The sequence below is a fragment of the Streptomyces sp. NPDC107581 genome (genome assembly GCF_055657175.1).
In genome coordinates this window covers 41,838-62,059 of sequence record NZ_JBVKBH010000002.1, presented here as the reverse complement: position 1 = coordinate 62,059, position 20,222 = coordinate 41,838, and the positions used below count along the sequence as shown (strand labels likewise).

16 protein-coding genes and 1 pseudogene are annotated in these 20,222 nt (G+C 69.8%); 14 read left to right on the top strand and 3 right to left on the bottom strand.

Annotated elements, in window-relative coordinates; translation table 11 throughout:
* Window positions 1-138 precede the first annotated feature (138 nt).
* Both ACZ7P3_RS04240 and ACZ7P3_RS04235 read left to right on the top strand, forming a co-directional pair.
* Window positions 139-687 carry a hypothetical protein gene (locus ACZ7P3_RS04240; protein WP_472078867.1) on the top strand — a complete coding sequence of 183 codons (549 nt, stop codon included), beginning with the start codon at window positions 139-141 and terminating at the stop codon, window positions 685-687.
* 420 nt (window positions 688-1,107) lie between these two features.
* On the top strand, window positions 1,108-1,683 hold the full coding sequence (locus ACZ7P3_RS04235) for a hypothetical protein (RefSeq protein ID WP_472078866.1): 576 nt from the start codon (window positions 1,108-1,110) through the stop codon (window positions 1,681-1,683).
* 125 nt (window positions 1,684-1,808) lie between these two features.
* Here the strand turns inward: ACZ7P3_RS04235 and ACZ7P3_RS04230 are convergent, their stop codons facing one another.
* On the bottom strand, window positions 1,809-2,402 hold the full coding sequence (locus tag ACZ7P3_RS04230) for a DUF4291 domain-containing protein (RefSeq protein ID WP_472078865.1): 594 nt from the start codon (window positions 2,400-2,402) through the stop codon (window positions 1,809-1,811).
* 294 nt (window positions 2,403-2,696) lie between these two features.
* Between ACZ7P3_RS04230 and ACZ7P3_RS04225 the strand changes: the two are divergent.
* Window positions 2,697-3,155 (top strand): annotated as a pseudogene (locus ACZ7P3_RS04225) (DUF4291 domain-containing protein); the annotation flags it as partial.
* A gap of 212 nt (window positions 3,156-3,367) precedes the next feature.
* On the opposite strand, the gene ACZ7P3_RS04220 reads toward ACZ7P3_RS04225, so the two are convergent.
* Entirely contained in the window at window positions 3,368-5,521 is a 2,154-nt protein-coding gene (locus ACZ7P3_RS04220) for a hypothetical protein (protein ID WP_472078864.1), read from the bottom strand.
* Window positions 5,522-5,623: 102 nt separating this feature from the next.
* On the opposite strand from ACZ7P3_RS04220, the gene ACZ7P3_RS04215 reads away from it, so the two are divergent.
* Together ACZ7P3_RS04215 and ACZ7P3_RS04210 are read left to right on the top strand one after the other, a co-directional pair.
* Window positions 5,624-5,926 carry a hypothetical protein gene (locus ACZ7P3_RS04215; RefSeq protein ID WP_472078863.1) on the top strand — a complete coding sequence of 101 codons (303 nt, stop codon included), beginning with the start codon at window positions 5,624-5,626 and terminating at the stop codon, window positions 5,924-5,926.
* 991 nt (window positions 5,927-6,917) lie between these two features.
* Window positions 6,918-7,925 (top strand): LacI family DNA-binding transcriptional regulator, encoded by a 1,008-nt coding sequence (locus ACZ7P3_RS04210; protein WP_472078862.1) that lies wholly within the window; start codon window positions 6,918-6,920, stop codon window positions 7,923-7,925.
* A 249-nt stretch (window positions 7,926-8,174) separates the two neighbouring features.
* Here the strand turns inward: ACZ7P3_RS04210 and ACZ7P3_RS04205 are convergent, their stop codons facing one another.
* Window positions 8,175-9,026 carry an alpha/beta hydrolase fold domain-containing protein gene (locus ACZ7P3_RS04205; RefSeq protein WP_472078861.1) on the bottom strand — a complete coding sequence of 284 codons (852 nt, stop codon included), beginning with the start codon at window positions 9,024-9,026 and terminating at the stop codon, window positions 8,175-8,177.
* Between the two features lie 589 nt (window positions 9,027-9,615).
* Here ACZ7P3_RS04205 and ACZ7P3_RS04200 point away from each other — a divergent pair.
* The 9 genes from ACZ7P3_RS04200 to ACZ7P3_RS04160 all read left to right on the top strand — a co-directional run bounded on the left by ACZ7P3_RS04200 (window position 9,616) and on the right by ACZ7P3_RS04160 (window position 20,221).
* Window positions 9,616-10,098 carry an ATP-binding protein gene (locus ACZ7P3_RS04200; protein ID WP_472078860.1) on the top strand — a complete coding sequence of 161 codons (483 nt, stop codon included), beginning with the start codon at window positions 9,616-9,618 and terminating at the stop codon, window positions 10,096-10,098.
* Between the two features lie 163 nt (window positions 10,099-10,261).
* Window positions 10,262-11,890, top strand: a complete 1,629-nt coding sequence (locus ACZ7P3_RS04195) for an AMP-binding protein (RefSeq protein ID WP_472078859.1) — start codon at window positions 10,262-10,264, stop codon at window positions 11,888-11,890.
* An 89-nt stretch (window positions 11,891-11,979) separates the two neighbouring features.
* Window positions 11,980-12,576 (top strand): acyl-CoA thioesterase, encoded by a 597-nt coding sequence (locus ACZ7P3_RS04190; RefSeq protein WP_472078858.1) that lies wholly within the window; start codon window positions 11,980-11,982, stop codon window positions 12,574-12,576.
* A 98-nt stretch (window positions 12,577-12,674) separates the two neighbouring features.
* Entirely contained in the window at window positions 12,675-15,050 is a 2,376-nt protein-coding gene (locus ACZ7P3_RS04185; RefSeq protein ID WP_472078857.1) for a bifunctional salicylyl-CoA 5-hydroxylase/oxidoreductase, read from the top strand.
* A 25-nt stretch (window positions 15,051-15,075) separates the two neighbouring features.
* Entirely contained in the window at window positions 15,076-16,224 is a 1,149-nt protein-coding gene (locus tag ACZ7P3_RS04180; protein ID WP_472078855.1) for a carbon-nitrogen hydrolase family protein, read from the top strand.
* Window positions 16,221-17,333, top strand: coding sequence for a cupin domain-containing protein (locus ACZ7P3_RS04175; protein ID WP_472078854.1), 1,113 nt, complete (start codon window positions 16,221-16,223; stop codon window positions 17,331-17,333). Before ACZ7P3_RS04180 ends, ACZ7P3_RS04175 begins: the two co-directional genes overlap by 4 nt.
* A gap of 233 nt (window positions 17,334-17,566) precedes the next feature.
* Entirely contained in the window at window positions 17,567-18,472 is a 906-nt protein-coding gene (locus tag ACZ7P3_RS04170) for a fumarylacetoacetate hydrolase family protein (protein ID WP_472078853.1), read from the top strand.
* A gap of 32 nt (window positions 18,473-18,504) precedes the next feature.
* The gene (locus ACZ7P3_RS04165; RefSeq protein WP_472078852.1) at window positions 18,505-19,299 is read left to right on the top strand and encodes a maleate cis-trans isomerase family protein; all 795 of its coding nucleotides are present in this window, start codon (window positions 18,505-18,507) and stop codon (window positions 19,297-19,299) included.
* A gap of 82 nt (window positions 19,300-19,381) precedes the next feature.
* A complete protein-coding gene (locus ACZ7P3_RS04160) occupies window positions 19,382-20,221 on the top strand; it encodes a PaaX family transcriptional regulator (RefSeq protein WP_472078851.1) in 840 nt (279 codons plus the stop codon).
* Window position 20,222 lies beyond the last annotated feature (1 nt).

Genomic DNA, 20,222 nt, shown 5'->3' with positions numbered 1-20,222 from the left:
AAGAAGGTGTGCGAAGGCCACAGCACAGATCGTGGTGGGCGCCCGCAAGTACGTTGGTCAAGTGGCCGTTAGAGATGTCGATCTTGGGTCGTTTGACCCACTCCCGGAGTTGGCATGGGTGCGGCAAGATTGCGTGCCATGGATCAGGGGACTGCAGCGGTGTGGGCTGCTGCTGTTGCTGGCTTATCGAGCGCGGCTGGAGCTGCCATCGGCGCGGTGGCGGCCGGTCGCTCAGGACGCGTGACAGTCGTGCAAACGGCCGCGGAGGGGCGGCGGGACAGGCACGAAGAGCAACGAAGGCAGAGCTACCAGAGGTATACCACCAAGGTCAATGCGGCCTGCGAAGCCTTCGATGCCATAGTGCATAGGTTGCAGGCCGGCCCGGAGGCCGCCGCCGAGGAGGCCTCCGCGCACCACGCCGCCTTCAAGGCCATGAGTGAGGTCGAGCTCAGCTACCTATCCGACGTGTGGCCCTGCGGACAAGCTGAGGTCATCGTCGCCGCTGGTGCCGTGCACGATCACTTGTTGGTCGCTCGCGAGATCATCGAAGCCCTTCTTGACCATCCGGAAGACGTGCGCGACGAACAGTCCCAGAGGATGCAGCGCTGGATAGAACATAGGGGTGAAGTGCGTACCGCCCACATGTTGTACTCAACGTGCGTCAGCCAGGCTCTCTACGCGGCATAGGGCAGATGCAGTAGGTCGGGTCCCTTTCGTTGCCTGAACGGGTGGGGAGAGACCGCGACGTCGACTCACGGCCTTAGACGCCGTCGGACACCATCGAGCGCTGTCCAAGGGAACAGAGACCAGCAGATAGACGGGCGCATGGGCGAGGGCTCTCAGATCCACTCCGCCTCCGAGTGGCCAGCTTCAGGAGCAAGCCACCGATACACGAAGACGCTCGGCGGCTTCCGCCAGCTTTCCGATGGCCTGAACGTGCGCACGTCCAGGGACCCCTGCTCAGTCTGGGAACGAAGGTCAGAGGGCCATGCAAGCCTGCGACGAGTCTCAGAGCCACTCGTCCTCGGAGACGATGTGTGGGGCACTTCCGCGGCCCGGCAACGACGTCCGCGAGGACGCGGACGTCGCTCAGGCAGGATGCTCGGCATGAATGAAGCATGGGGGGCCGTCGTCGCGGCTATCGCCGCCGGCGTATTCGGCATCATCGGCATCCTCGCCGGCATCTTGGTCGGCCGACGCCAGACCACCGACCAGGCAACCGTCGAGCACGCCCAGTGGCTACGGAACCAGCGACAACAGGCATACCTTCAGTTGGTGGATGCCTGGGAAGCGACACTGGCAAACCTGCGTGTCTATCAGAACGCCTGGGACGACTGCATTCAGGACCACCGGACGGCTGGTACCCAGGATCGAGCGTGGGAGGGTGTAGCGGAGTACACGGATCAGGTGTGGGCGGTGCTGCGCCCGAAGATGGAACGTGTTGAACTGCTGGGTTTGCCGGTGAGCGCAGAGGCGATGGCCGCGCTGTACGAGGCGTGGCGGGATTTGGACGATCACTTCAACAGGCAGGCTGACCGGGAGCCGTTTCTTTCGGACTGGGATGCCTGGAGTCGGGTGCTGAGCAGGGCCATCGTGGCCAGGCAGAATTTGCTGGTGGCGGCGTCGCAGGTACTGCGCACGCCTCCGAGCCCACTGAGGAAGCGAGAAAGCCCTCAGACGTGACGACCTGGGGGCTTCCCAGCCTCCTACTCGCTGCTGGCGGGCAGGTCTAGAGGGCGCTATGCGGAGATGCCCGGTGGGTCACGACCACAGCATCACCCCGTCGGCGGTTGTGCCCGGATTGCCGGTCAGGGACGCAGGTGGGCCAGGAGTTCTGCACCGGCCGGGTATCCCTGCTCCTGGGGGAGCAGTCGGGTGGCTGAGTCCAGTTCGCCGTCCCTGACGAGTGCGTGGATCTTGTTGACGAGCGGGGTCACGTCGCTGATGGACACGATCCACTCGTCCGCGTAACGCGACGATGCCTGACCCGAGAGCCCCAGTTGCAGCGAGCGGTGTGGCAGGGGGCGCAGGTGCAGATCGCGTTCGGGGTCCCACTGGACACGAGCCGGTGCGCGCTTGAGGTCACGCTGCCAGGTGTCGCGATCGGGATGCAGTTCGCGAACGTAACTCGACAGGCAGGCATGGCGCAGCGCCCAGTCGAAACCGTCGCGGGTGATCTCGACGGCGAGGACGGTCTCCTGCCCCTCCTTCGTCCCCCAGCCGGAGCGGTACATCATCCACATGAAACTGGGTTTGATCCACGTCATACGGCCACGCTTCCACGCGGCAGGAAAACGGCCGTCTCGGATGGCGGGCAGTCCGATCTCAGGGGAGTACGCCTGGTAGACGGTAATCGTGGACGCCGTGTGGAGCGCGCGGATCCTGCGGAGCGGTTCTTCCATGGCGTACAGCGTGGGCTCGGTCAGCTCAGGTGACCACCGATTTTCGACCCGTTGCTCGATCCAACGGAGCACGCCGGCCGCAGGCGGCAGGCAGTTGCCCGTGCGAGCCAAGGAGCGTCCGGCACATGGTGCGACATCTCGGCAACGCCGCACACGAGACGGCGAACGTCAGAAAGCCGACGATCGCGGAGTCCTTACTGCGACCCTCTTCGGTGTCACGTCCACGCAGCATTCGCATCTGACTGCCGAGGCGCGTCACACACCCGGTCCAGCCAAAAGGTCTATAAGCGAGGCTTGACGTGGATCAAGCCGTCGTTCCTGTGGATGATGTACCGCTGCGGGTGGGGCACCAAGGAGGGACAGGAGACCGTCCTCGCCGTCGAGATCTCCCGCGCAGGCTTCGAGTGGGCGCTGAAACACGCCTGCCTGTCCCACTACGAGCACGGACTCCACGCCGACCAGGCCACGTGGAAACGCCGATTGAAGCAGGCTCCGGCCCGGGTGCAATGGGACCCCGAACGCGACCTGCACCTTCAACCGCTTGCCCACCGGTCGCTCCAGCTCGGCCTCGCGGGCGAAGCCGCACGTCTGTACGCCGATGAGTGGACCGCCTCCATCACCGACGTCACATCGCTCGCCCACACCATCCATGCGCATGTACAGGAAGGGGATCTGGACACGGCACGACAACTCCTGCCCCGTGAACGTCCCTATCCCGTGAACGACGGCGTCCTGGCCCACCTGCACCGATGAGCCGGTCTGCCAATGGAGATGATCTCCCCAGAGGTCCCCAGAGGTCCCCAGAGGTTCCCAGAGGTCTCCAGGAAGCCGAAGCCGGCCTGCATGCCTGTCTCGCCACGTCCCTTCCGGTGATCCGGATCCGGGAAGAACCTCGCGGGGCACATTCCTTCCCGCGCATCCAGGACGTCTGCTGGGAGTTGTCCGGCGACGAGCTCACGTCCCTGTCAGCTGCCGATGATCCAGGACAGGGTGGCGGTACAGGTGCTGCCCTGGGCGTATGTGGCCGTGATGTCGAGGGCCTTGGCGTGGTCGGGGAGCACTCCCTTGATCTTGTGGGTGTCCGTGTCGGTGAGGGTGCCGTCCGCGACCGTCCTGCCTTCGGCGGTCAGGGTCCACCCCACTTCGGGGTGACAGCCTTTCGCGGGTCGGGCAGTGAGGTGGCCGGGCAGGGTGCTCGCCTGGTCGGTCAGGGTGAAGTGGGCCCGGACGGGTCGCGTGCTGCGGACCGTCCAGGTGTAGGTGGTGGTGCTCTCGCCGAAGACGCCGAGACCGGACTGTTCGGTGGTGGGCTTGCTGCCGGAGGCGTAGGTGACCGGCCCCGGTGGAGCCGGGACCAGGGCCACTAGCAGCCCGAGCAGAACAGCGACCAGGGCGAACGCGGCAATGGCTCCCAGCAGCAGCCTGCGCTCTCCCGACCAACGGCCCGCCTGCGATCCCGTGGCGTCGGGTCGTGACATGCCGGGGGTGGTTCCCGGTCCGGTTGTGCCGGAGGCCGACAGGACGGACGAGGGCGCAGAAGTTGCCGAGCCGGTGTCCGGGGACGTGTCCGGGCGGACGGCTGGGCCGGGAGGAGAGGTGTCGGCGGCACCTGAATCGGCCACCGGGCCCCGGACGGCTCGGTCCGGGGGCACACCCAAGTGGATGGTGTCCGGCGCAACGGGTGCATCCGGGTCGGCGTTCCCTGGCGGCTCTGCCGGACTGTCGGGCAGGCCGACGTCCTCCCACGGCCGCTCGGGAGTTGAGGCCACCACGGCATGGCCGCCCCACGCCAGGCCCGGCGGCCGATCCTCTGAGCCGGGGGTTCGGATTGCATCAAGTGGTGCGTCAATCCAGGCCGGTTCACCTGGGCCCAGTCGCTCGTGCTGGACGAGAACCTGGCTGACGATGTCATCGAGGTCAGCGTTCAGCGCTCGCTCGGCAACGAACGAGGTCAGCTGAGCGTCCTGTTGCACCGCATTCTGCTGCGCCGCACGGAGCCGGACCTGGGCCCGGCGCAGTTCCTCCTCCAGACGGCCGATGGTCCGCTGGGCCTGTTCCTGCTCCGCGCTGACAGCGGCGACGAGCGCGTCGGCACGCTCTCGCTGGGCCTGAAGCGCGCTTGCGGCCTCGTCCCGTGCGGCCTCCGCCTCGGCCCGTGCCACCGCGGCCTGGCCGCGGGCGGCATCGGCATCGGCCCGCGCCGAGCGCGCTGCGACGTGGCCGGCCTGGGCCTGATCACGCCAATGAGTCTCACGCGCCCGCAGGGCCGCCTCGAGTGCCGCGGCTTGTTCAGCGGCCGTCTGCAAGGTCTCACAGGCCTGGGCGAGTCGCTCCAGCAGCAGGGCCTCCCGCTCCTGCCAGGCCTCCCGCTCCGTCGCGGACTCCTGCCGGGCTTCGTCCTTCTCCCGCAGGTGCCATGCGGCCTCTTCCTGCCAGTGCTCGACCTGCGCTCGGGCCGTGGCCACATTCTGACGCAGCCTGGCCACCTCGGCGGAGGCGCTGTCCAGCTCGAGTCTCACACGCTGCTCACGCACACCCAGCGCCCGCCGGTGAACAGCCTGCGCCCGCCGTGCACGCTTCACCCGCTCATCCGCCCGCGCCGCCCGGTACCTGTGCTGCTCCAAACCCGTCTCGAGGCGGGCGATCTCCTGCTGCTGAAAACCCACCAGCAGACGCGCACTGGCATACCCGTCGAGCACCTCGTACACCTCGTACACGTCAGGCAGACGCTTTTGCAGCGCCGGCTTGTACGCCGCCCACAGTTCCTCCAAGCCGTGACGCTGCGGCACACCACGCTCGTCCTCGAGGATCCGCAGGAGATCGAAAACCACATCGCGCGTGGGCACCAACACGCCCCGGATCATCCGCTGCACGGAGGACTCACTGCGCCCCGAACGCAGCGCGCCCAACCGCTTCGCTCCCGCGGCGCCCGGCTTGTCGTCCTTCATTTCAGGCGGTGCCATTTCCATCAGACGCTGAGCGATGTCCTTCAGCGTCAGCGGCCGCTCCCCGTTCATGAGCGGATCGAAGACAACCCGGCGCACAGCGGCCGTCCAACTGAGCACCTGCGCAGGCAGGCCTTCGTCAATGGGCTCCAGACGCCGTCCGGGACGAGCCATGTTCATTCCCCCCTGGACCAATTGCCGGTCACGTTCTGCATCAATCCTGATTCCGCGACCGTGGTGCACAGACCGCCCCAACCACGGACACAGGAGCCCACCATGGCGCGTTCCAGGCCTACTACGCAGGCCAACCGTCAATCCCGACTCAGCCGGACCACCGCCCTGGCCGGTGCAGGCGTCGGCAGCGTCGGGAGCCTCGCCGCCTCCCTCGCCGACGCCCCCTGGGGCGTGGTGCTCACCGTGGCCCTGGCCGGCCTCGTCGTGGCGCTCGCACAGTCGGCGATCACCGGCACGATCCCCCAGGACTCCGCCGACCGGTTGACCTGGTGGCAGACCTACTGGACCCACCGCCGCGAGCGCAGCCGGCTCCACACACCCCCCGAGACCCGCCCCCCGGCCTGATCCCCGGTGCGGCAAGGGCCAGTGCGCCACGTCATGTGGTGGTTGTCCGGCAATCCGGGGTTGTCCGGCAGCCCGGAGGTCCGGGGTTGTCCTGCAGTCCGGTCGTCGGCGACTCTTTGCCGCGGCGGCCGGGGGAGGAGGTTCTCGCGGGCCGCTTCGTGGCCGCGCATCAGCTCTGTCTCCCGACGTTTTGCCCGTTCGGTGACGCGTTGGGTGAGAAACGATCCCCCCAGCGTTCCAGCCACACCTGTCACGGCGATGATCACTGAGCCGAGATCCACAGGCCCCCTCGAAGCCGATTGTGATCATCCCAGCAGCACCGTCGGCACCTGCGCGAGCCTTCTTCTGCCCAGAGCCGATCGAGAAGACTCCGATGACCCGCGATGACGTCCGCCCGCTGACCACCGTTCCTGCCGCAAGCCACATTCGGACACGGCCAACACGGCATCCACCTCTGGCAATTCCCAACGCGCAGTACCGTCAACTGTATGGACGCGTCGTTATCGGACCGGGTCGGGGAAGCGGTGTGGGAATGGGCTGTCGAATGGGGGGACCGGGAACCGCGCAACGTCCTGATGGTGGTTACGACACATGAAGCCGCAACCCAATGGCTCCACGGTCCTCAGACCTGGTCCAGGCCGGATCAGGTCTACTTCGCCACGGTTGAAGGAACGTTCCAACGGTGCGGTAGGTCAGGCGAGTGGGCGGCTCTGTTCGTCGCTCCGGTCGAATTCCGGGTCGTGACATTCACGGTTCGCCCAGCGCTTACGATCCCGAACCGCCCGCTCGGACAGCTCGGGACCGTCCATCGATGGTGACGCCTGCGGACACCCTTCCCTTCGCCATGGCAGGTGCGAGCAGATCCGGAGCTGCAGCGGGGTGCAGCCGCGGCAGCCCGGCGCCGGCCGGGTGATGCCTTCGGCCCATCGAGTAACGCGTGTAACCTGGAGGGGGCTGGTCAGAGTGCCGGCGGGAACGGGGTAATGGCGTCATGGGCAGAGAGCCGGCCACACCGGCAGCCGTCACGAGTGCGGATGTGGCGCGTCTGGCGGGGGTGTCGCGGGCGACCGTGTCCTTCGTCCTCAACAACACGCAGGCGCACCGGGTCAGCGCCACCACGCGTGCCCGCGTGCTGGCGGCCGCCCAGCAGCTCGGCTACGTACCGCACGCCGCCGCCCGGTCGCTCCGGGCGGGCCGCAGCAACCTGGTGCTCATGCCGGCGTCCGTCTCGGCGGTCGGCCGTCTGGTCAGCACCTGGATCGACGATCTGCAGAGCGAACTGGAACGGCACGGTTACGTCACCGTGCTGCACGCAGGCCGTTTTCCCGACGCCGTCAGCGCTGCCCGGGCCTGGGCCGAACTGCGCCCTGCGGCGGTGGTGGCCCTCGACGGGGACAGCCTGACCGACCAGGCCGCCGACGTCCTCAGCAGGGCCGGAGTGCGGGGCGTCATGGCCTTCGCCGCCCGGGACGTGAAGGGCGTCCACACCATCGACTTCGACCACGCACGCGTCGGCGCGCTCGCCGCCGAGCACCTCGTCGCCCGCGGGCGGCGGAACATCGGTGTGATCATGCCGCAGGAACGCGGTCTGGCAACCTTCGCCCGGCCGCGCCTCGCCGGAGCGCAGGGCGTCGCCGCCCGCAGCACTGCGGCCGTCACCGCGCTCGAGATGTCCTACACGCATGAGTCCGCCGGGGAACTTGCAGATCGGTGGGCCGAGTCGGGACTGGACGGGGTGTTCGCCTACAACGACGAGTACGCAGCGCTGCTGCTGCATGCGCTGCGTCTCAAGGGCTTCTCCGTTCCCCAGGACGTGGCCGTGGTGGGAGCCGACGACCTGGTGGTGTCTGCTCTGCAGCAGCCGCCGCTCACGACCGTCCGGCTGGTCCTGCCCGCGCCCGCCCAGGTCGCCGACGCCCTGCACGAGCTGGTCGACCAGGGCGTGCCGCCCGAGGTTCCGGGCATGGAGCCGATACTCGTCCACCGCCGGTCCTCATGACCCGCCGGTCCTCATGACCCGCCGGTCCTCATGACCCGCCGCTCCGCCGACAGCGGCGGCTCGGCCTCCGTGAAGGCCGCGTCCCGGCTTCGTGAAGCCCGCCGCCCGGTCTCGTGAAGCCCGCGGCCCGGTCTCGTGAAGCCCGCGGCCCGGTCTCCTGAAAACGCGGCGGCCCGGTCTCGTGAGGAGCCCAGTCGCAGGGGTGCCGGTCACACGTGTGCCGACGTCGACGCGCAGCGCCCTCCGGCCTCATACGCCCAGATGGCGGGCGAGGAAAGCCACGCTGTCGGAGACGATCGGCGTCACGTCCGGGGCGCCGAGGAAGATGTGGTCGGCGCCCTCCACCGGCTGCAGGGTGACCTGGCCGCCCGCGTTCCGCAGGGCCTCGGCGAGTACGACGCTCTGGCTGTACGGCACGAGTCCGTCTGCCGTTCCGTGGATCAGGAGGAAGGGAGGCGGAGCGGTCGGGCCGGCGTAGGTGACCGGGCTGGCGACGCGGGCGAGCTCCGGCAGCTCCTCGGCGGTGCCGCCCAGCAGCGCCGTGAACGGATTGGGGTACTCGGAACCGGAGGGCGAGGGCGGCAGAACGTGTGACAGCAGCGCGCCCACGTCCGATACTCCGTACCAGTCGACGACTGCGCTGACGGCGCTGTCCTCGTCGCGTACGCCCTCCGCGCCCTCCAGAGCCGTCTCCGCCTCGGTGCCGTCGGAGCGGACGAGACCCGCGAGGGCGGCCAGGTGGCCACCCGCCGATTCTCCCCAGACACCGATCCTGTCCTTGTCGATGCCGAAATCGCCGGCGAAGCGGCGCACATAGCGGATGGCGGCCTTCACATCGTGCAGCTGTGCCGGGAACGGCGACTCCAGACTGTGCCGGTAGTCGATGCTCACCACGGCGAGACCGGCTCCGAGGATCAAGCCGTGCAACAGCTCGACGGGCACGGTCGGGGGCGGGAAGCGCCGGTCGCCATCGAGCCAGCCGCCCCCGTGGATCCACACCACCGCCGGCACCGGCCGCCCGGACGCCGGCACCTGTGCATCGAGCAGACGCGGCCGGTATCCCGGCGTGCGCGCGTAGGTCACCCCGTCGAAGCGGTGCACGCCGTCCTGGCCGACCAGCGGGGGAGCGGGAGCGAGGAAGGGTGGCGGCGGCCATTCCGTTCCGGCACCGTCGGTCGGCTGCGCGCCCGGGACCGTCGCAGGGTCCGGGTCCGTCCTGGGTGCCGGGACCGTCGCAGGGTCCGGGTCCGTCCTGGGTGCCGGGACCGTCGCAGGGTCCGGGTCCGTCCTGGGAGCCGGGACCGCCGTAGCGTCCGGGGCCGTCCTGGGCGCAGGATCCGCCGTAGGTGAGGGGTCCGTCGCAGGGGATGGGGTCATGTCCGCCTCTTTCCTGTGGGCGTGTGTCCGGTGTGTGTCCAGCGGCTGTGCGGGGCGTGCGCCGAGTGCGGGTGGCCCTGGCGCGTTCCAGGGTTTTCCGATGATGTCCGAAATGCCTTGTACTTCCGCAGGGCTCGACCTACGCTGTTACACGTGTAACACGACACGTACGGTGCAGTAAATCCCTGCAACCCCTCTGATTCCTCTGTGAATCCACGGGGAAGGGGGCGGCGCCGTGCGAGTTACACGAGAAAGTGCGCCATGCGCCCCCTTCCCGCCGGGGAGTCCCATGTTCAGCCGTTCCGTATCGTCCGTGACCGGTCCGCCGCCGTCCGTCCCGAAGTGTGCGGCGCCCGCGCCTCCCGCTCCGCCTCCGGGCAGCCGGCTCGTCCATTGGCCGGTCGAGGTGGCGGCCGCCTCGGTCCCCGGGGTCCGGGCGTCCTTGCGCCGCACGCTCGACCGCTGGTGTGTCGCACCGGAACGGGGCGAGGTGCTGCTGCTCGTCGGCACGGAGCTCCTGTCGAATGCGATCCGGCATGCGGTCGGCGTGATCGGCGGGCTCCATGTGACGGCACTCCTCAGTGGCGGCTGGCTGCAGCTCGACGTCGCCGACGGTGATCCGCGGCTGCCGTGTGTCGTCCCGGATGCCGGCACCGAGATGGATGCCGGAACGGAGGCGGAGGGCGGTCGTGGTCTCGCGATCGTGTACTTCCTGGTCTCCGAGGCCGGCGGTGAACTGGCGGCGTTCCCTGCCGCGCCGGGCAAGGTCGTCAGGGTCCGCCTCCCCACGGCCTGACCGCCCGGCCGCAGGTGCCCGCGCCCGCCCCGGTCGACACTCGCCTGCGCGCCACCGGACGCGTGATCACAAAAATCTATGTCGCGAAATCTTGACGCTCGTCAATTTAGCGAAATACTTGCCGCACTCCCTCCGCTGCCCCCGAGACCGAGGTGTGCGCCCCATGGAGCTCTCCCCGTCCGCCCATGTGGACACGTTCTGCCGTGACCGACTCCCTCCCTTCCGGCTCTGGCCCCAACTGCACTTCGACCTGCCGGAGTTGAGCTACCCGGACCGCCTCAACTGTGCCGTTCGGCTGCTCGATGACGCGGTGGAACGCTGGGGCGCCGACCGGCCCTGTCTGCTCACCCCGACCGACCGTTGGACGTACGGCGACCTGCTGCGCCACGCGAACCAGGTCGCCCAGGTCCTCGCCGAGGACGTCGGGCTGCGCCCCGGCAACCGCGTCCTGCTGCGCGGCCCGAACAACCCCTGGCTGGTCGCCTCCTGGTTCGGCGTGCTCAAGGCCGGCGGTGTCGCGGTCACCACGATGCCCCTGCTGCGGGCCACGGAACTCGCGGAACTGCACGACATCAGCCGTCCGGTCGTAGCCCTGTGCGACCACCGGTACCTCGGCGAACTGGAGGCCGCCGACACTCCTGGCCTCACCGTCCTGTCGTACGGCGGCGCGGACGACGACGATCTGACCCGTCGCTGCGCGGCCAAGGACGGGGTGTTCCCGAACGTCGTCACGGCCGCCGACGACGTGGCACTCATCGCCTTCACCTCCGGTACGACCGGACGGCCCAAGGCGACGCTGCACTTCCACCGGGACGTGCTCGCCAACGCCGACACGTTCTCCCGGCACATCGTCAAACCGCGCCGGGAAGACGTCTTCACCGGCACACCGCCGCTCGCCTTCACCTTCGGACTCGGCGGCCTGGTCGTCTTTCCGCTCCACGTCGGGGCGGCGACGCTGCTCATCGAACAGGCGTCGCCGGAGAGGCTGGCCGAACTCGTCGCCGAGCACGGCGTCACGGTGCTGTTCACCGCCCCCACCGCGTACCGGGCGATCATGGCGGCCGGAGCCGTGGACCGCCTGGCCGGTCTGCGCCGGTGCATATCCGCGGGGGAGGCACTGCCTGCGCAGGTGCGGCAGGACTTCCGCGCTGCCACCGGGCTGCGCATCATCGACGGCATCGGCGCGACCGAGATGCTGCACGTGTTCATCTCCGCCGCCGACGACGACATCCGTCCGGGGGTCACCGGCAAGCCCGTTCCCGGGTACCGTGCCATGGTCGTCGACGACACCGGTGCGCCCGTTCCCGACGGGGAGCCGGGCCTGCTCGCCGTCACCGGTCCGACCGGGTGCCGCTACCTCGACGATCCCCGCCAGACGGCATACGTCAGGAACGGCTGGAACATCACCGGCGACACCTGCACGCGCGATGCGGACGGCTACTTCAGATACGTGGCCCGCAGCGACGACATGATCGTCTCCTCCGGATACAACATCGCCGGCCCCGAGGTGGAAAAGGCGCTCCTCGCCCATCCGTACGTGGCGGACTGCGGTGTGGTCGGTGCGCCGGACGACCGGCGCGGCCTGATCGTCAAGGCGTACGTGGTCCTGTGTGACGGTGTCGCCGCCGACGACGTGACCGTCAAGGAACTCCAGAGCCACGTCAAGCAGACCATCGCGCCCTACAAATACCCGCGCGCAGTCGAGTTCGTGAGCGAACTGCCGCGCACCGGCACCGGAAAGCTCCAGCGCGGCGAGCTGCGCCGGCGCGCGGCCCACGGGGCCGGCCGGTAGCCCCGCCCTCGCAGCGCGAGCACCGCTCGCCCCGCCCTCTCACCCGGAACTACCGCAGCCGACCGGATCGGCTGACGAAAGGCTCCTCCATGGAAACCCCCAACCCCCGGCGGACAGTCCCGCCGGTCCCCGCCCGTGCCGATGGCCGAGCCCATGTCGACGATCGAGCCCATGCCGATGGTCGAGCCCATGCCGATGGTCGAGCCCATGCCGATGGCCGGGCCCGCGCCGACGATCGAGCCCGTGCCGACGGACGAGCCCGCGACGCGGACCTGCCCAGCATCGTCATCGAGCGCCGTGTCGAGTGGCCGGACACCGATGCGGCCGGCCACTACCACCACTCCACCGTGGTCCGCTGGGTGGAGGCCGCTGAGGCCGCCCTGTTGCGCCGTCTGGGCCTGGCCCACCTCTTCGGCAGCACGCCACGGGTCCACTTCGAGGCCGACTACCGCGCGCGGCTGTGGTTCGGGGACCTCGTCCGCATCGAGCTGCGCGTCGCCGAGGTGGGGAACACCTCCCTGCACTACGCCTTCACCGTGCGCGGCGGCGGTGACGAAGAGGCGGCCAGGGGCCGGATGACCATCGCCCACTCCGCCGCTCGGGCCGCCGGCTCCACGCCCTGGCCGGACGAGGTACGGGACCTCTTGGCCAAGGCCGGGCCGCAGGCCCCCGAAACCCTGGGCTGAGCCGGGCAGATGATGCCGGCACCTCATCTGTATAGAGTTTTCTTGACGATCGTAGGAATTACGGCATACGTTGTTCCTCGGACCACAAGGAGGACGCCGTGCGCGTAGCAGTCATCGGCGCAGGGCCCGGCGGGCTGTACTTCGCGGCCCTGGCCAAGCAGCTCTCCCCGCGGTGGGAGATCACCGTCTGGGAGCGCAACGCGGCCGACGACACCTTCGGATTCGGCGTGGTGTTCTCCGACGAGACCCTCGACGGGATCGCGCAGGCCGACCCGGAGATCTACCGGGCCATGTCGGCCGAGTTCGCCCGCTGGAGCGACATCGACGTGCGCTACAAGGGGCAGATCCTCACCTCGGGCGGCCATGGGTTCGCCGCTCTCGGCCGCAGGCGCCTGCTGCAGATCCTCCAGGAACGGTGCGCGGCACTGGGGGTGGACGTGCGCTACCGCACGCAGGCCCCGCCCGCGGCGGAACTCGCCGACGCCTACGACCTCGTGGTGGCCGGCGACGGCGTACGCTCACAGACCCGGAGCGCCTACGCCGACGCCTTCGGACCGGATCTGGACGAACGGCACTCCCGTTACATGTGGCTCGCGACCGACAAGGTCTTCGAAGCCTTCACCTTCATCGTCGCCGAGCGGGACTTCGGGACTCTGCACGTCCACGCCTACCCGTTCGACGACAGCCGCAGCACCTTCATCGTCGAGGCCGACGAGGATTCCTGGCGGCGCGCGGGATTCGGCACGTTCGCCGCCCGTGACCTCCCGCCCGGGGCCGATGACGAGCGCAGCATCCGGCGTTGCGCGGACATCCTCGCCGACCACCTCGACGGCCACCGGCTGATCCCCAACGGTTCCCGGTGGATCCGCTTCACCACCGTGCGCAACAGGTCGTGGCACCACGAGAACGTGGTCCTGCTCGGCGACGCCGCCCACACGGCGCACTTCTCCATCGGCTCCGGCACCAAGCTCGCCATGGAGGACGCCCTGGCCCTGGCGGCCTGCCTCCACGAACATCCCGACGTGCCCGGCGCCCTCGCCGCGTACGAGGCCGAGCGCAAGCCGGTGGTCGAGTCCACGCAGCGCGCCGCACAGGCGAGTCTGGAATGGTTCGAGAACGCCGGCCGCTACACCGGACAGGAACCGCCGCAGTTCGCGTTCAACCTGCTCACCCGCAGCCGGCGCGTCACCTACGACAACCTTCGGGTGCGCGACCAGGCGTTCACCGACACCGTCGACACCTGGCACGCGGACCGTGCGACCGCCGACGGGCGGGCCGGCTCCGCGCCCCCGATGTTCCGGCCGTTCCGGCTCGGCGGTCTGCGCCTGCGCAACCGCGTCGTCGTACCGCCCATGGCGCTGTACTCCGCACAGGACGGTGTGCCCGGGGACTTCGACCTCGTCCACCTGAGTACCCAGTCACTGGGCGGGTCGGGTCTCGTCATCGCCGGCATGACGGCCGTCAGCGCCGACGGACGGGCCACACCCGGCTGCCCGGGCCTGTACACCGACGAGCAGGAAGCGGCCTGGCGCCGGATCACCGGATTCGTCCGCCGGCAGTCGGACGCCTGCCTCGGCATCCAGCTCACCCACGCCGGCCGGCGCGCCGCGACCGGCACACCGCGGCCGGCCGGCCGGCGCGTCTCGGCCGGTGGCGACGGCGGCCGGCCGCTGGTCGCAGCCTCCGCGTTGCCCTGGGACGAGGGCAGCGTGACCCCCGGCGAGGCGACCCGCGCGGACATGGACACCCTTGCGCAGGACTTCGTCAGCGCGGCCCGCCGTGCCGACCGGGCAGGCTTCGATGTGCTGGAACTCCAGTACGGGCACGGGCACTTGATGTCGAGCTACCTGTCACCGCTGACCAACAGACGGACCGACGCCTACGGCGGCGATCTCGCGAACCGGATGCGCTTCCCCCTGGACGTGCTGCGCGCGGTCCGTGCCGTCTGGCCTCCCGGCAAGGCCCTCGTCGTGCGGATCTCGGCCACCGACTGGGCCGACGGCGGCATCGGCGAAGCCGACGTGGTCGGCCTCTGCCGCGCCCTGGCGGACGCCGGGGCGGACGCCGTCGACGTGTCCACCGGCGAAGTCGTCGCCCACGAACAGCCGCGCTACGGCCGCAGCTACCAGACGCCCTACGCCGACCTGATCCGCAACACGGTCGGCATACCGGTCATCGCGGTGGGTGCCATCTCCACCTACGACGACGTCAACTCCCTCATCCTGGCGGGCCGGGCCGACCTGTGCGCCGTCGGACGCGCCCAGCTCCACGACCCGCTGTGGACGCTCCATGCCGCGGCCGCCCAGCGGTACACCGGTCCGGCCGCGCCCTGGCCGGCGTCCTGGAAGGCGGGCAGCGGCAGGCCGCCGGGCGCCCGCACCGACCGCGTACCACCCCGCCTCCAGCTGCTCAGGGACGTTGCCGCCCCCGTCCACCAGCGGTGGCTTCCCCGACCTGCGGCGACAGCCGTCTGACGCGGAGGGACAGATGGAGGAACAGATGCAGCAACAGACGCAGGGACACGTGCAGGAACAGACGCAGGGGCCCGCGCAGGAACAGACGCAGGGACCCATGCAGCAACAGACACAGCCACTCATGCCGGGACAGTTGGAGAAGCTGCCCCGCTTCACGGCGGCGGCCGTGCAGTCCTCGCCCGTCTACCTGGACCCGGCGGCCACGGTGGCCAAGGCCGTGTCCCTCCTGGCGGAGGCCGCCTCCCACGGTGCCGAACTGGTCGTCTTCCCCGAGGTCTTCGTCCCCGGCTACCCCTACTGGAACTGGACCATGAACCCCGTGCAGGGCTCCCCGTGGTTCGAGCTCCTGTGGCGGGCGTCCGTGGACATCCCCGGCCCGCACGTGGACGCGCTGCGCGCCGCGGCGCGCCGGCACGGCGTCGTCGTGGTCATCGGGGTCAACGAACGAAGCCCCCACAGCCTCGGCATCCTCTACAACACCCTGCTCATCATCGGACCGGACGGCGAGCTCCTCGGGGTGCATCGCAAGCTCGTCCCCACCTGGGCGGAGAAACTGACCTGGACCGGCGGGGACGGAAGCTCCCTCAAGGTCCATCCCACGCCCGTCGGGCCGCTCGGCGCCCTCGCCTGCGGCGAGAACACCAACACGCTCGCCCGCTTCACCCTGCTCGCGCAGGGCGAACTGGTCCACGCCGCTGGCTACATCGCGCTGCCGGTCGCGCCGGAGGACTACGACATGGCGGACGCCATCGCCGTCCGCACCGCAGCCCACAGCTTCGAGGGCAAGCTCTTCTCCGTCGTCGCCTGCTCCACGATCTCCCCGGAGATCGTGGACACCGTCGCCGGCGACGACGAGGAGGTGCGCCGCATGCTCGCCCGCCCCCGCAGTGCCCTCTCCGGCATCTTCGGACCCGACGGCCGCCCCGTCACCGAGCCGCTCGTCGACGACGAGGGCATCGTCTACGCCGACATCGACCTGGCCAAGTGCATCCAGCCCAAGCAGATGCACGACATCGTCGGCCACTACAACCGCTTCGACGTCTTCCGCCTGCACGTGGACAACACCCCGCGCACCCCGGTCACCTTCACGACCGACCCCGCCCACCGGCCCGCCGCCCCGCCGCTGTCGCCCGACGACAGCGGCACCGCCGGCACCACGAAGGAGGAACCATGACCGCCGAGTACGACGACGACAGGCCGGGCCGGGCCCGGGTGTCCGACACCCCCGAACTCACCGCCTATTACGGCGAACTCGCCGAACTGGATGCCGGCGCCCTCTGGACGGTCGCCAACGACATCGAGCCCTGGTACCCGCAGCCGAAGTCCGTACCGGTCCTGTGGCGCTACGAGGCCCTGCGCCCGCTGGTGCGCAGGGCCCTCGACCTGGTCAAGGCCGACGACGCCGGACGCCGTGTGGTCATGCTCGTCAACCCCGGCCGCAAGGACGTGAGCGCCGCCGTCGGCCTGCTCTACACCGGCCTGCAGATCATGGGACCGGGGGAGTCCATGACCGCGCACCGCCATCAGGCCGCCGCCCTGCGGTTCGTCCACGAAGGCACCGGTGCCTGGACGATCGTCGACGGCCAGAAGCTCAAGGTCGGTCCCCGCGACTTCGCCATCACCCCCAACGGCACCTGGCACGAGCACGGCAACGACGCCGACGACGCCCCCGTCATCTGGCAGGACGGCCTGGACATCCCCCTCGTCAACGCCCTGGACGCGGGCTTCTACGAGGTCCACCCCGAGCTGTACCAGCAGCCCGGGAAGGTGATCAACTCCTCGGTCCTCACCTACGGCGCGAACCTGCTGCCGTACGGGGCGGAGCAGTGGACCCGCCCCTGCTCGCCCCTGCTCGCCTACCCCTGGGAGCCCACCTACGCGTCCCTGCGCAACCTCGCCGCGGCCACGGAAGGCTCTCCGTACGACGGCGTCATCGCCGAGTACACCAACCCGGTCACCGGCGGCTCCGTCATGCCCACCATGGGCGCGCACATGCAACTCCTGCGGCCCGGCCAGGCCACCAAGGCCCACCGCCACACCGGTTCGGTCCTCTACACCGCGGCAAAGGGCCGGGGCTGTTCGATCATCGCCGGACAGCGCTACGACTGGCAGCAGGGCGACATCTTCTGCGTCCCGTCCTGGGCCTGGCACGAGCACATGAACCTCGACCAGGGCGAGGACGCCTGCCTGTTCTCGTTCAACGACTTCCCCGTGATGCGCTCCCTCGGCTTCCACCGCGAGGAGGCGTACACCGACAACGGCGGGCACCAGCCCACCGTGTGAACCCCCGCCGCGCCGCAGTCATCGGCCCCGACACGGCTGCCGGCCCGGCGGCGGCAGACCGGAGGCGATCCCGACCTGCCCCGTATCGCCCCGGCCCGGGGCGGTGGTGCGACGACAGGAGCCGCACCACCGCCCCGATCCCTCGCCGCCCCTTCCCCTTTTCCTTTCGCCTTTCGTCCATCCCCATCCCCTCCCCCTTCCCCTTCCCCTTTCCCACGCGTCAAGGAGCCGTCATGCGACTCGTGACCTACACGGTCAGCGATGCCCCCGCCCGTCTCGGTGCCCAGGTCGACGACCGTGTCATCGACCTCGCCGCCCTGGCAGCCCACCACGACGCCACACTCCCGCACGGCCTGCAGGCGTTCATCCACGCGGGCGCCGAGGCCCACGACACGGCGCGGCGCCTGCTCGCCGGTGACCCGGCCGGCCGGCCCGCGGATGCCGTCCACCGTCTGGAGCAGGTCGTACTGCACGCCCCCCTGCGTCCCGGCAAGATCATCGGCGTCGGCCTCAACTACGTGAAGCACGTCGAGGAGTCCAGCCGCAGCCTGGACACCGCCGAGGAACTGCCCCCGCGTCCCGTCCTGTTCAGCAAGCCCGCCACCGCGGTCACCGGCCCCGGACAGCCGATCCTGCACAACGGCAACCTCACCCAGCAGCTCGACTGGGAGTGCGAACTCGCCGTCGTCATCGGCCGCACAGCCTTCCGCGTCAGCGAGGAGGACGCCTACGACCACATCTTCGGCTACAGCATCGTCAACGACGTCAGCGCCCGTGACCAGCGGCGCTCGGGCCAGTGGTTCTTCTCCAAGGGCCAGGACTCCTATGCGCCCTTCGGCCCCGCCGTCGTCACCGCCGACGCCATCGCCGACCCGATGGCGCTCGACCTCGAACTGCGCGTCAACGGGGTCATCAAGCAGAAGTCGAGCACCCGCCACATGCTCTTCCCCATCGCGCGCCTCATCGCCGACATCTCGTCCGGGGTGACCCTGGAGCCGGGCGACGTCATCGCGACCGGTTCCCCCTCCGGAGTGGGCGCGGGCATGGTGCCCCCGGAGTTCCTCGTCCCCGGTGACGTGGTCGAGGCGACCGTCGAGCACATCGGCACCCTCACCAACCCCGTCGTCGACGCCCGCTGACCCCCACCGCTGCTCAGCTCCACGGAGAAACCATGGCGCACCGCACCTACCGCATCGGCCAGATCGTGCCGAGCTCCAACGTCACGATGGAGACCGAGATCCCGGCCATCCTCCGCGCCCGCGAGAGCGTGGCGCCGGAGAGGTTCACCTTTCACTCCAGTCGCATGCGCATGACCCATGTCACGCCCGAACAGCTCAGGGTCATGGACGCCGACTCCGACCGCTGCGCCGTCGAGCTGTCCGACGCCGCCGTGGACGTCCTCGGCTATGCGTGCCTGGTCGCCATCATGAGCATGGGACTCGGCTATCACCGCACCTCCGAGCAACGCCTGCACACGCGCACGGCCGAGAACGGCACCCCGGCCCCGGTCGTCACCAGCGCCGGCGCCCTCGTGCACGGGCTGCACACCCTGGGCGCCAAGAAGATCGCGCTGGTGGCTCCGTACATGCGGCCGCTGACCGAGACGGTGGTGGGATATCTGACGCACGAGGGCATCGAGGTCCTCGACCATGTGGCGCTCGAGATTCCCGACAACCTGGACGTCGCCGCGCACGACCCCGCGAAGCTGCCCGGCATCGCCCGCGCCCTCCGGTACACGGACGCGGACGCCGTCGTGCTGTCCGCCTGCGTCCAGATGCCGTCCCTCGCAGCCATCGAGGAGGCCGAACAGCTCCTCGGCAAGCCCGTGGTCTCCGCCGCGGTGTGCACGGCACACCAGATGCTGCGCACCCTCGGCCTGCCCGCCGTCGCGCCCGGAGCGGGCCACCTGCTGGCCGGTGCGTACGCCGAGACGCCGCCGGGCGGGCGGGAGCCGGCCTCCGGATGACCGGTCACCCGAGCCTGCGTCCTCCGGCCGGGGCCGAGCGGGTGCTCGGTAGGATCGCCACCGCACACGACGGAAGGCGATCATGTCGGACAGTTCCATCAGGCCCAGCTCGTTGATCAACACGGTGTACGGAGCCTTTCTGCGCCGCCTCGGGGGATGGATCTCCATCGCCGACCTGATCGTCCTGATGGCCGAACTGGACGTGGACGGACCGGCGGTGCGCTCGGCGATCTCCCGTCTGAAGAAGCGCGGCATCCTGGAGCCCGAGCGGTGCGGTGCCAGCGGCTACCGCCTGAGCACGGCCGTCCACCCGGTTTTCGACGAGGGCGACCGCCGTATCTTCGGCAGCCTGGAACCGGCGGACCTGGCCGACGGCTGGGTGATGGCCGTCTTCTCCGTGCCGGAGTCCGAACGGGCCCACCGGTACCAGCTGCGCACTCGCCTGACCTGGCTCGGCTTCGGCAACATCACGTCCGGCGTGTGGCTCGCACCCGTACGCCTCCTCGACGACGCGCGCGCCGCCCTGGACCGGCTCGGGCTCAGCGCGTACGTGCACCTCTTCGCCTCGGAGTACGTGGCGTTCAGCGATCTGCGGACCTCGGTCAGTTCCTGGTGGGACTTCCCGGCGATCCAGGCCCAGTACGCCGCGTTCACCGAGGCCTACGGCCCCGTCGCGGCACGGCTGACGACGCAGTCCGGCATCGACCCCGACGAGGCGTTCCGGCACTACGTCCCCCTGCTCACGCAATGGCGGCGCCTGCCCTATCTCGACCCGGGGCTGCCGAAGGAACTGCTGCCCGACGACTGGAACGCGGTCGCGGCGCGCCAGCTCTTCCAGCAACTGCACGCCGTACTGGCGGAGCCGAGCCTGCGCCATGTCCAGGCGGTGACCGGCCTGGCGGCCGACGCGGCCCCGGACTGAA